Annotated in this window: 8 protein-coding genes; 1 reads left to right on the top strand and 7 read right to left on the bottom strand. The window is 45.9% G+C overall.

From position 1 onward, the window contains the following. Positions 1–659: 659 nt before the first annotated feature. The 7 genes from lpdA to ppsA all read right to left on the bottom strand — a co-directional run bounded on the left by lpdA (position 660) and on the right by ppsA (position 12183). A complete protein-coding gene (gene lpdA, locus ACFPFU_RS25155; protein WP_377069434.1) occupies positions 660–2075 on the bottom strand; it encodes a dihydrolipoyl dehydrogenase in 1416 nt (471 codons plus the stop codon). Between the two features lie 27 nt (positions 2076–2102). Beyond that, the gene (locus ACFPFU_RS25150; RefSeq protein ID WP_377069432.1) at positions 2103–3548 is read right to left on the bottom strand and encodes a 2-oxo acid dehydrogenase subunit E2; all 1446 of its coding nucleotides are present in this window, start codon (positions 3546–3548) and stop codon (positions 2103–2105) included. Positions 3549–3576: 28 nt separating this feature from the next. Continuing rightward, the gene (gene aceE, locus ACFPFU_RS25145) at positions 3577–6243 is read right to left on the bottom strand and encodes a pyruvate dehydrogenase (acetyl-transferring), homodimeric type (RefSeq protein ID WP_377069430.1); all 2667 of its coding nucleotides are present in this window, start codon (positions 6241–6243) and stop codon (positions 3577–3579) included. A 17-nt stretch (positions 6244–6260) separates the two neighbouring features. Continuing rightward, on the bottom strand, positions 6261–6890 hold the full coding sequence (locus tag ACFPFU_RS25140; protein WP_377069428.1) for a protein-L-isoaspartate(D-aspartate) O-methyltransferase: 630 nt from the start codon (positions 6888–6890) through the stop codon (positions 6261–6263). A 54-nt stretch (positions 6891–6944) separates the two neighbouring features. After that, positions 6945–9386, bottom strand: a complete 2442-nt coding sequence (locus tag ACFPFU_RS25135) for a cation-translocating P-type ATPase (RefSeq protein WP_377069426.1) — start codon at positions 9384–9386, stop codon at positions 6945–6947. Continuing rightward, a complete protein-coding gene (locus ACFPFU_RS25130) occupies positions 9314–9724 on the bottom strand; it encodes a cation-transporting P-type ATPase (RefSeq protein WP_377069424.1) in 411 nt (136 codons plus the stop codon). The genes ACFPFU_RS25135 and ACFPFU_RS25130 overlap by 73 nt, the downstream gene beginning before the upstream one ends. 74 nt (positions 9725–9798) lie before the next feature. Further along, a complete protein-coding gene (gene ppsA, locus ACFPFU_RS25125; RefSeq protein WP_377069422.1) occupies positions 9799–12183 on the bottom strand; it encodes a phosphoenolpyruvate synthase in 2385 nt (794 codons plus the stop codon). 334 nt (positions 12184–12517) lie between these two features. On the opposite strand from ppsA, the gene ACFPFU_RS25120 reads away from it, so the two are divergent. Beyond that, positions 12518–12919: a DoxX family protein gene (locus tag ACFPFU_RS25120; RefSeq protein WP_377069420.1), complete on the top strand. Its 402-nt coding sequence runs from the start codon at positions 12518–12520 to the stop codon at positions 12917–12919. Positions 12920–12931: the final 12 nt, after the last annotated feature.

Here is a 12931-nt window from a genome sequence, read left to right as displayed (position 1 = left end):
CTTTTATTTACAAATAAATAACTAAACAAATATGGGGAAAAAACTACGCAATTCCTCCAAGGAGGAATTACGCCGTCCTCAAAAACCTGTTTGTCAGCAGGTTAGTCCTTAAGTTAACGGAGGTGGACAGCTGTACGGGATGCCGGCCCGCCCGCTTAGATCGCTTCGGCGGACAGCGTTTCCGTCAATTACGCCGACAGGTTTCCGTTTCTCTCGATAACGGAAAAGTTCGTCAGATGCGAGTTATAAAAATTTAGAATTTAAAAATGAGAAATGATGGTGTTGATTTGCCTGCACCCAGGACCAGCGTGGACCTCATACGTAAAGTGCAATTGGCAGCCGTGAATAAACATTGCCCTGAAACTGATTTTGAAGGGTTTTCTGAAATATGTCGTTGGTAAAAGTTTATCCCTGCCAACCGGAAAAGCAGTCTCTTCATGGACGCTCCCGTCTATGGATAGATTAGGAATGTCTGGGGCATAAGAGCAGGAGAGGACAAAACCGTGTAGCGGGTTTTTCCCCTGTTTAAAATCTTCGACAATCAGGGACGAGTATTTAAAAATAATCCAAAAGGCACGGGATTAGGGGTAGAAGCAGAGATAGCCTTGACCATTAAAATTGGTTATGAAAACGATGCAATATACTCAGGTTAAAAAGGGTTATTTTCTGGGTAAATGGGTAGGGCTTCCTACAAAAAGCTCAGCAGCCTCCATAATCGTTTCAGAGAGCGTGGGATGAGGGTGGATGGTCAAGGCCAGGTCTTCCGCAGTGGCAGCCATTTCTATGGCCAAACAAATTTCCGGGATCAGCACGCCCGCATGTTTACCGACGGCACCTCCCCCTAAAACCCTTCCGGTTTCCGCATCCAGAATCAATTTGGTCATCCCGGTTTCTTCACCGAGGGTGATGGCCCGGCCCGAGGCGGACCAGGGAAATCTTTCCACTTTTACTTTCATGTCTTTTTCTTTTGCCTGGATCTCTGTTAGGCCACACCAGGCAATTTCCGGGTTGGTAAATACGATAAACGGGATGGCCATCGGATCATAAGCCGAGCCGGCTTTCCCGGCAATGGCTTCAGCAGCTACCCGCCCCTCATGGGTAGCCTTATGGGCAAGCAACGGCTCCCCTGTTATGTCCCCAATGGCAAAGATGTTTTCAATGCTGGTTCTCTGCCGGACATCAACTTTCAAAAAGCCTTTTTCATCCATTTCAGGGTTGATCTTGTCCAGATCCAATGAGGCCGAATTGGGTTGTCGGCCCACAGCCACCAGGATTTTATCAAATTTCTTTTCCTTTATTTTCCCACCGGTTTTCAGTTTTACAGTTGCCTTTCCCTTTTCAGCGTTCACCGCTTCCACTTGGGTTTCAAAATATACCGCCTCAAAAAGACCCTTATTTGCTTTCTCAAAACCTTTGATGAGATCATCATCCGTTCCGGGGAGAAAATCTGCCGTCATTTCCACAATGGAAACCTTGCATCCAAAAGAGGCATATACGCTACCCAATTCCAAACCAATATATCCTCCGCCAATAACCAACAAACTGCCAGGGATTTCCTTTAATTCCAGCGCATCCGCAGCGTCCATAACTACGTGATGGTCAATTTCCACGTTGGGCAGCGTCATGGCAACCGATCCGGTGGCTATAATGGCATGCTTGAATTCAAGGGTCAGTTTTCCCCCGGCATCCTCATCTACTTCGAGTTTATTTTTGGAAGTAAATTTGGCCCTGCCTCTGAGGTATTCAATATCCCTGCTTTTTGCCAATTGGCCTAATCCGCGGGTAAGTTTGGCGATTACCTTATTTTTCCAGCGGTTGATTTTTTTTGCATCAACATCCGGATCCTTGAATGCCAGCCCCCATTCCGCCGCTTTAGCAGATGTCTGCTTGATTTCGGCGAGATGCAGCAGCGCTTTGGACGGTATGCATCCTCTATATAAACAAACGCCGCCTGGATTGGCCTCAGGATCTATTAGCGTCACCTTTAATCCCAGATCAGCTGCCCTGAAAGCTGCGGCATAGCCTCCCGGTCCAGCTCCCAGAACCACCACTTCTTTTACATCTTTTCCGGCCATCACTTTTTCTACTTATCTGACATTAAATCAAGCTCCCAATAAAGCCTTATAAGGATCCTCAAGCGCCTGGCATATCCAGCGGAGGAATTTTACCCCGTCGGCCCCATCGATCAGACGATGATCATAAGAAAGACTAACAGGCAGTATTGGCCGGGCCTCAAAACCGTCATCTATATATACGGGTTGCATTTTTGCCCTTGAAATCCCCAATATGGCAACATGTGGAGAATAAATGATAGGTGTAAACTGTGTGCCGCCTATACCTCCCAGGTTGGAAACGGCGATATTTCCCCCCTCCATTTCTTCCGGTTTCAATTTCCCCTGCCTTGTTTTTTCTGCCAGCGCTGTGATCTCTATGGCTAAATCCATCACCGTCTTTTTATCCACATCCCGGACCACCGGCACCAAAAGACCTTTTTCAGTATCCACGGCTATGCCTATATGATAATACTTTTTAAAGATAACCTCTTCGTTTTCCATATCTATGCTTGCATTGAATTGGGGAAACTGCTGCAATGCATTGGCCAGAACTTTTACCAAAATGGCAGTAAGGGTGAGTTTGCCCCCTGCTTCCTCCGCATCTTTCTTGTACTTCTCCATGTATTTCTCAATACCGGAGATGTCGGCTTCATCGAACTGGAAAACATGGGGTACGGACTGCCAAGAAGCGAGGGTGTTCTTCGCCGTAGCCTTTCGTATATGGGAAAGCGGCTCTTTTTCCACCGGACCCCATTGACTGAAATCCGGCAAGGAGGATCCTCTTAAATCTTGCTTTCCCTCTTTTAAATAGGCCTTCACATCCGCTTCCGTAATCCTCCCCCCGGGGCCGCTTCCCTGCACCTTGCTTATCTCTACGCCCATCTCCCTCGCCAGTCTTCGGACTGCGGGAGAAGCGGGTACACCCTCCGAATCCTGCTCTTCCTTTTCCCCATTCTTCCCCGGTTTTTTTTCCTTTTCCCCATCTTCTTTCATTTTTTCTTCACCTTCCTCTTCCCCATCTTTTTCCTCCTTCTCCTTATCTTCTTCTTTCCCCTTTTTCTTTTCAACTTTGCCCTCCTTTTCGTCGCCTTCTTCCGTCTTTTCCCCTTCTTCATCTTCCTTTTCCTCATCCTCCTTCGCCTTTCCCTCTTCTTCCTTTCCCTTGTCTTCTTCCTCCTGATCTTCTCCTTTACTCTTTTCGGTTTTTTGCCCTTTTCCACCGCCTTCCTCTTTCCCTTCACCGCCTTCTTTTTCTTCATCCTCTTCAAGGATCAGAATGACATCTCCGACTTTCACCTCATCCCCCTCTTTGACTTTTATCTCCTTCACTTTTCCACTGTCGGAAGAAGGGACTTCCACAGATGCTTTGTCTGTTTCCACTGCAATGATCGACTGCTCTTTTTTAATATTATCCCCTTCGGAAACAAGCACTTCTATTACCTGGGCGGAATCCACGCCTTCTGAGATTTGCGGTATTTTTACTTCGATAGCCATGTTTTTGTTTTTCTTGTTGTGATAAGAATCAGGACGTCCTGGGGTTGGCTTTTTTGGGGTCAATCCCCAACTCCTTGGCAGCTTTTCTTAAATCAGTGGCACTCAGATGTCCCTGTAAAGCCAGCTCGTACAATACGGCAAAGACGATATGTTGCCCGTTTACCTCAAAAAATTCCCGCAGCAACTCCCTGGTATCACTTCGGCCAAAGCCGTCAGTTCCCAAAGCCGTCAATTTTGCGGGAAACCATTTGGCTATGGATTCGGGCAGCGCTTTGAGGTAGTCCGATACGGCGACAAAAACGCCTTCCTCATTTTCCAGACACTCCTGGATGTAATTTGATTCCATATTTAGATTTGCCTTCGACCGGTTGGCCCTTTCGGTATCTATAGCATTGTCATAAAGCGCTTTATAACTGGTAATGCTCCATATATCCGTAGCCACACCATATTTTTTTTCCAGCATTTCGGCTGCCTTCAAAACTTCTGTCAGGATGGCGCCGCTTCCAAAAAGATGGGCTTTCTTTTTTTTGGCCCTGCTTGACGATTTTTTGAACCGGTACATCCCTTTTAGAATACCTTCTTTACTGTTTTTGGGCATTGCCGGCATGGGATAAGTATCATTGCCCACGGTGATGTAATAAAAGATATTCTCCTTCTCCACATACATGCGCTTAATGCCGTCCTGGACTATGACCGCTATTTCATAGGCAAATGCCGGATCATAGGCCTTGAGGGTGGGAATGGCGTAGGCATACACATGGCTTTGTCCATCCTGGTGCTGCAGGCCTTCCCCAGGCATGCTTGTCCTCCCGGAAATGCCCCCTATCAGAAAGCCTTTGGCGCCTGCATCCGCAGCCGCCCAAACCAGGTCCCCTACACGCTGGAAGCCAAACATGGAATAGAAAAAATAAAAAGGGATGGTGTTTAAACCATGCGTCAGGTAAGCCGTGCCTGCCGCAATGAATTCCGACATGCAGCCGGCTTCGGTAATCCCTTCTTCCAGTATCACACCATCCTCGGATTCCTTATAGTACAAAAGGCTTTCCTTGTCTACAGGGTCATATAGTTGTCCATCGGGGGAGTATATCCCCACCTGCCGGAACAGGGATTCAATTCCAAAAGTCCGCGATTCATCAGGAATAATCGGGACAACAAGATCCTTGTAATGTTTGTCTTTAAGGAGTTTGCTCAATATCTTCACCATAACCATGGTGGTAGCCACCTTTTCTTCGCCCGAACTTTCAAAAAATTCCTTGAAAATAGATTCGTCCGGATTTTTCAGCGGCCTACTCATGTCTTTCCTCCGGGGTATAAAGCCCCCTGCTTCCTCCCTTTTTTGGATCAGGTATTTCATTTCCTTACTTTCCTTATCCGGCTTGATAAAAGGAATGGCTTCCAACTCTTTATCCGAGAGCGCAATTTTAAACCGGTCCCGGAATTGCTTCAGCGCTTCAATGTCCATTTTCTTGGTCTGATGGGAAACATTGCTGGCCTCACCGGATTTTCCTTGCCCGTACCCTTTTATCGTTTGGGCAAGGATAATTGTGGGCTGGTCTTTATGGGTCACCGCGGCCTTATAGGCATTGAAAATTTTTACAGGATCATGACCGCCTCTGTTTAATCTCTGCAGCTCTTTGTCGGAATAATTTTTGACCATTTCCAACAGCGCTTCATCTTTTCCGAAAAAATCCTGGCGCATGAACGCCCCTTCTGCATAAGCGTATTTTTGAAGCTGGCCATCAGGAATTTCATTGAGTTGTTTCCTTAATTGGCCATTATCGTCCTTTTCAAAAAGGGCATCCCAATCTTTTCCCCACAAAAGTTTAATTACATTCCAGCCTGCTCCTTTAAACAGCGCCTCCAGTTCCTGCACGATTTTACCGTTGCCCCTCACGGGGCCATCCAGTCTTTGGAGGTTACAGTTGATGACAAAGATCAAGTTGTCCAACTTATCCCTTGAAGCCAAATCTATGGCGCTGGTTGATTCCGGTTCATCCATTTCTCCATCGCCAATAAACACCCATATTTTTTGATTGTCTTCCTCAATAAGCCCTCGTTTTTTGAGGTATTTATTGAACCGGGCCTGATAAATGGCCATAATAGGCGAAAGGCCCATGGATACGGTGGGAAAACGCCAAAAGCGCGGCATCAGGAAGGGGTGGGGATAAGAAGATAGCCCGCCTCCCGGTAACAGTTCTCTGCGGAAATTCCTGAGTTCCTTTTCAGATACCTCTCCTTCCAAAAACGCCCGTGCATATACTCCTGGAGAGGCATGGCCCTGAAAATACACGATATCTGCTTTTCCTTTATCCCTTACTTTAAAAAAATGATGAAAGCCTACCTCCCATAAATCGGCAATGGATCCATAGGTAGATATATGGCCTCCAATCCCTTCAGCTTCCATATTGGCTTTTACCACCATGGCCATGGCATTCCAACGGATGATTCCGGTTAATTTTTCCTCTATTTCCAGGTCCCCCGGATAGGCAGTTTCCTTGTCAGGAGGAATGGTGTTCACATAAGGCGTATTAAATGGCATGGTAAAGGAAACGCTGTAATTCTTTGCTTCATTTTGAAGCAACTCCAACAATTCCTCCACCCGCTCCTTTGAGTCATTTTCCAAGACATAGCGCAATGAATCAATCCATTCCCTGTTTTCAGCTTTATAATATTTTGAACTTTCTTCCTTAGCCATTTGCCTCTTATTTATAATCAGTTATTTGATTCTCCTGTCATCGGAACAAACTTTACCGGCAAAAACTCTGTCTCCTCAAAACTGTCTTGATCTATCTTTTCAAACAGGATCAGATGCTGAATGGTCTCTCCTACCGGAGCGAGCAGCCTTCCTCCTACCTTCAGCTGCTGCTTTAAGGGCTGCGGGATTTTGGCTGCGGCCGCAGTAAGAACAACGGCGTCAAAGGGCGCCTTTTCCGGCCATCCGTCATATCCGTTTCCTGCCCGGACCGATACATTTTCAATACCCGCTTTGGATAAATTCTCCCTGGCAAGATCAGCCAGCCATTCAATGATCTCCACGCTGTATATGTGCGAGGCAATCCGGGATAAAACCGCTGCATTGTATCCGCATCCGGTTCCTACTTCCAGTACTGTGCTCTCTTTGTCCAACATTAATTTTTCGGCCATATAACCTACAATATAGGGTTGACTTATGGTCTGTCCTTTCCCAATGGGTAACGGCCCATCTTCATAGGCCCTGTCCATCAGCTCTTCAGGAACAAAAAGATCCCTGTCAACTTCAAGCATGGCATTAATTACCCGGGGATCCGTTACGCCTCTTTTTTTCAGCTGGTATTCCACCATTTCCATTTTTGTAGTGATCATGATTTCATTTGTTAAGACCATAAGATAAATTACAGCGGCCAAGCCATGCATTCTTTAGAACAGGCCCTTTTTAAACCTCAGGTATTTGTACAATTCCCCCGCCCAGACTATCACGGTTGAAATCAGCATCATTACCAGAAAATCCAGCACTGGAAATTCCTCGAACTCGAAGAGGGTTTTCAGCAACGGGATCTTCACGACTGCAAATTGTAGTGCAATTGCAGCGCCAAAGGCGATGTTTACCCAGAAATTTGTAAAAAAACCTATTTCAAATATGGATAAATGAAGGGCTCTCATATTGAAGATGTTGAATATCTGAGTCATGGAAACTATCACAAAGGTTGCCGTCCGTGCCATTTCTTCGCCTTGGGGGAGATAATGATTGAAAGTCAGTAAAGCCAGCGTCACCATTACCAGTGAAACCAACATGATATAAGGAACTACATCCCATTTAAAAATTTTCTCATTCTTTTTTACAGGCGGCCGGTGCATGATATCGCCATGGCCAGGTTCTGTTGCCAAAGCTATTCCGATGATCCCGCTGGTAACAAGATTAACATAAAGGATCTGGACAGCCGTCAATAGCAGAGGCAAGCCGATGGCCATGCTTAAAATGAAAGCTACGGCAAAAGCGAAGTTAGTGGTAAGCAGATAATAACTGGTAATCCGGACATTATTGAAAACTATGCGGCCCTCCCGGATAGCGTTCACGATGCTGCTGAAATTATCATCCTGCAGTACAATCTCAGATGCATCTTTAGCTACATCTGTACCGCGCTCTCCCATGGCGATGCCAACATCCGCACGTTTAAGCGCAGGGGCATCATTCACGCCATCCCCCGTCATGGCTATCAAAGTATCTTTTGCCTGAAGCCTTTCTGCAATACGGAGTTTCACATCGGGGTTCATTCGGGCGAAAACATTGACATTTTTGATATAATCGTCAAATTTTTCATCCTCAACCTCCAGTTCCTTGGTTACCATTGATATGGGATATTCGCTATCTTCATTTCCTTCCTTACTTTCAAGGATCCCCGTCTTTTCGGCTATTGCGGTAGCCGTATTTTTATGGTCGCCTGTGACCATCACGACGCGTATTCCCGCTTTCTTGCATTCCTCTATTGATTCTCGTACTCCTTCCCGGGGAGGGTCAATGATACCAGTGATGCCCACCCAGACTAAATCTTCCACATCATCCGAAGACAGCCCTTCCTTGCTATCTGATTTTTTGTATCCCAACGCAAGGACTCTCATGGCCTGATGGGCCCATTCTTCCATTTTATCCTGGATCTCTTTTCTTTTTTCATCCTCCATGGATTGAGGTCCGTCGGAGGTAAGGTATTCTTTGCTTAGTTCAAGTACCCTCTCAGGGGCCCCAATGACAAAAATTTCAGGACCCTCTTCCGTCTCCACCAATGACGCCCTGAATTTTCTTTCTGATTTAAAAGGCAGGTCCTCCAGAAGCTTATACTGATCAAAAGGCGTTTTCTTTTTCAACCCCGCTTTTTCCCCTATAACAAACATGGCAGCCTCAGTAGGATCCCCTCCTATTTCCTGTTCTTCTTCCTCTCCTTCTTTATCCCGCTTATCCCGTTCATTCCCCTCCTTTGCTTTTTTTGAAGACCGGTCCTTTTTCTCTTTAATATGTGCATTATTACAAAACGCAGCAATAACCGCCAGTTTCCGTTCAACCGGACTTTCCTCAAAATCCAATTCCTTCTCCCCCTCTACTTTGAAATCCCCCTCTAATTGGTAGCCGCTGCCACTTACAGCAACTTCCTTCCCAATACCGGTAAACAGCTTTTTTACCATCAAAATGCTTTTGGTAATGGTGCCTGTCTTATCAGTGAGTATTACGGATACGGATCCCATCATTTCGGTGGCAGTAAATTCCCGCATGATCACGTTTTGCCTGGCCATCCTTTTGGCGCCTATAGCCAATACGATACTGATTACCGCTGGAAGTCCTTCAGGGATAGTTGATACCAGTACCGCGATGGTTACCAGCAGAATTTCTTCAAACTCAAATTCCCGCATCCAATAGCCCAGGGCAAACACGATGGCCGAAGTCCCTATGGCTATTCCCGCCATCTGCTTTCCAAGCAGTGTTGTTTTTTTTCTGAAGTTTGAATCCTTGATTTCCATCTGCCCAATGGATTGGGCTATTTTACCGATTTCGGTCTGACGGCCAATCGCGGTAACCACAGCCTTTCCTGTGCCGTTTACCACGTTGGTACTTTTCCAGACCATATTCAGCCGGTCGCCTATGGCAGCATCTTTGTCTGTGCGGTCGGTGGATTTTTCCACAGGCATGGATTCTCCTGTCAGAGATGCCTCGGAAGTGTGTAATTCCTTGGCTTCCAGCAGGCGGCCATCGGCAGGAATAGCGCGTCCTTCTTCTAAAATGATTACGTCTCCCGGGACTACCGCTTCGGCAGAAATTTCTTTTTCTTCTCCATCACGCAGTACTTTGGCCTTCTTCTCTTCCAATCCCATAATAGCATGTATGGCTTTTTCCGCTTTATATTCCTCACAAAACCCATTACCGCATTAAAAACAATCACAAACAGGATGATATAGACGTCCGTCATTTTATCAGCCAGGAAGGCAATGGCGGCAGCAATAAAAAGAATCAGGATCAGAAAGTCCTTAAACTGTTTAAAAAACAGTTTGAGCGGATGGGTGCCCCTTTTTGCAGGAAGTTTGTTCTTACCATATTTTTCCTGCATTTTTTTTGATTCATCAGCAGAAAGTCCTTTCTCATCCGAAGAGAGTTTTTTGAGTGTCTCCTCGATGCTTAGGCTGTGGTAAGGATGTCCTTGATCAATATCCATAGGGCTGTTGATTGTTTCAGAGAATAAATAATTGGAGACATTCGCCAGTTATCTATTCATATTGGATGTGGGTGTTATTTTTTCTCCTCGGCTTCAAGGATGTTTTTTATTCCCTTTGCTACGGCATCAGGATTAAAGGAAATGCTGTCGATGCCTTGCTCAACGAGAAATTTGGCGAATTCCGGAAAATCACTGGGAGCCTGACCACACAGCCCTATCTTACTGCCTTTCTTTTTTGCGCTGGCAATGGCCATGCTGATGAGGCATCTGGCGGAAGCATTATTCTCATCAAAGAGGGTGTTTACACGCGAGGAATCCCGGTCAAGGCCCAATGTCAGCTGGGTTAAATCATTTGAGCCGATGGAAAACCCGTCAAAAATCTCAGCAAACTCTTCGGCCTGGATCACATTGGTGGGGACTTCGCACATCACATACACCTCCAATCCGTTCCATCCCTGCTTCAAACCGAATTCGCCCATGAGATGGATTACCTTTTCTCCTTCTTCCACCGTCCGGCAAAAGGGAATCATGAGCTTTACGTTGGTAAAACCCATTTCGTCCCTGACAATCTTCATCGCCTCACACTCCATCCTGAATCCTTCTTTGTATTCTTCACTATAATACCTGGAGGCTCCTCTGAAACCCAACATGGGGTTTTCCTCATGAGGTTCAAACGCCGAACCCCCAATCAGATTGGCATATTCATTGGACTTAAAATCGCTCATCCTTACTATTACCTCACGCGGATAAAAAGCGGCGGCTATGGTGGCCACACCCTCGGCCAGCTTTTCTACAAAAAACAGCCGCTTTTCTGAATAGTTTGGCGTTAACTCCTTTATTTTCTTCCGGGCCTTTTTGTCTTCCAGCTCGTCGAAGTGGAGCAAGGCAAGCGGATGTATCTGGATGGTGTTGTTGATGATGAATTCCAACCGTAAAAGGCCCACCCCCTTCACCGGGTAGTCACTGTAGTTATAGGCTAATCCGGGATCAGCGAGTATCAGCATTACTTGGGTATCGGGTTCTTCATATTTATCGAAATCGATCTCCTCTTCCTCCCATTCCAGGAACCCTTCATAGGCATTGCCCGTGTTCCCTTCCGCACAGGAAACGGTGACCTCTTGGCCGTCCTTGATTTTTTCCGTCCCATTCCCTGTCCCCACTACCGCTACCGCTCCGAGTTCGCGGGCAACGATGGCAGCATGGCTGGTACGGCCACCGCTGTTGGTGATGATGGCAGAGGCCTTTTTCATTACATTATCCCAATCGGGGTTGGTGATGTCCGTTACCAGCACATCGCCTTCCCGTAATTTGTCCGCATCATCAGGAGAATCAAGGATACGGCTTACCCCCTTTGCGATTTTTTCTCCCACAGCTGTGCCATAGGCCAGCACCTTACCTTTGTTCTTGAGCCTGTATTCCTTGATTTTTGACTTGGTCTTTCCGGAATGGACCGTTTCGGGCCTGGCCTGGACAATGTATAATTCCCCGCTCTCTCCGTCTTTGGCCCATTCAATATCCATCGGCCGCCCGTAATGATCTTCGATTTCCATAGACCATATGGCCAGTTGGGTGATTTCTTCATCATTTAATACAAACCTATTCCGGTATTTGAGGGGAGTGGTCTTATTGGTGGTCGTATTCTCATTCCCCCCGGTTCTTTTTGCATATACCATTGTCTTTTCCTTTGTGCCAAGGTGCTTTGAAATGATGGCACGCATTCCTTTTTTCAAAGCGGGCTTGAACACATAAAATTCGTCTGCATTTACCGCTCCCTGCACCACATTGTCTCCCAAGCCCCAGGAACCCGTAAGAAAAATCACTTGTTCATGACCACTGTCGGGTAAGATGGTAAAACCTACTCCTGCAGAGGCCTTGTCAGAGCGTACCATTTTTTGCACCCCGGCAGAAAGGGCCACTTTCATATGATCAAAGCCATTGTGTTCGCGATAACGGATGGCACGGTCAGTAAAAAGGGATGCGAAACATTTCCGGCAAGCCTCCAAGGTATTTTCCGGACCCTGGATATTCATAAAAGAATCATGTTGTCCCGCAAAAGAAGCCTCGGGTAGGTCTTCCGCCGTGGCGCTGCTCCTCACCGCGACACTGGTCAAAACGGTTTCCCTTTCCTCGAGCTTCCGATAAGCCCGCCGTATGCTTTCGGCCAGCTCTGGAGGAAACTCTCCCTGCAAAATGGCATCTCTTATCTTTTTACCGATCTGAGGAAGATTTTTGAATTCTTTTTTATCCAACTTCTGGAGTGCGGCTTCCAGCTTTTTTCTCAAATTATTATGCTTCAGATAATCCCAGTAAGCTTGGGCAGTCGTGGCAAAGCCGGCAGGAATGTGAATGCCTTTGGGTCCTAATACACCTATCATTTCTCCCAAGGAAGCGTTTTTTCCCCCGACTTCAGCGGTATGTTGATTGCTGATCTCACTAAGAAAACGGATATAGCTGCTCATCTTTTTCTTTTTTTAAATTTCCGGAGGACAACTGGCCAGGCCCTTCACCCCTCATCACCGACAAAATCTACACCTAATGGCTTGCAAAAAAAATGCCTATTATTTATTGTTTTTATTATGTTATTAAAATAAAAATTCAATTTCTTACCAAGAAAAAACAAGGTGTATTTGAGTTATACAATTGATTTTAATTTATTTAGGATGATTATTATCCGAAACTCATCTATACTTTATCCTGTTCAAAATAGTTAAATTCATTTTTTGTTATTAATTTAAATTGATTTTGCACATTTAATATCTCTTCAATATCTATTTTAAATAAAATATAAATTCTATGAAAAAGTACATTGGAGTATTTTCCCCTCAGCTTTATGCCCTTCTTCGCATAATAGCAGGCCTGATGTTTGCCATGCATGGATCACAGAAACTTTTTGGATGGCCCGGTGATTCAGATCCGGTGGAGCTCTTTTCCCTTATGGGATTAGCAGGAATCGTGGAACTGTTCGGAGGAATACTGATCATGATTGGTTTATTTGCAAGCATTGCCGCCTTTATCTGTAGTGGCCAGATGGCCGTCGCCTTTTTTATGGTTCATGCCCCACAGCACTGGAACCCATTGATCAATGAAGGTGAATTGGCCGCAGTCTACTGTTTTCTGTTTCTGTATATCGCTTCAAAAGGAGCCGGCATATGGAGTGTAGATGGGGAAAGGAAAAAAACAGTTCCGGCTTTGTAACCGAAGTCTGGA

The organism is Negadavirga shengliensis (assembly GCF_042652345.1).
GTDB classification, from domain to species: domain Bacteria; phylum Bacteroidota; class Bacteroidia; order Cytophagales; family Cyclobacteriaceae; genus Negadavirga; species Negadavirga shengliensis.
The sequence above is the reverse complement of the archived record's forward strand: the minus strand, read 5'-3'. Positions and strand labels throughout refer to the sequence as shown.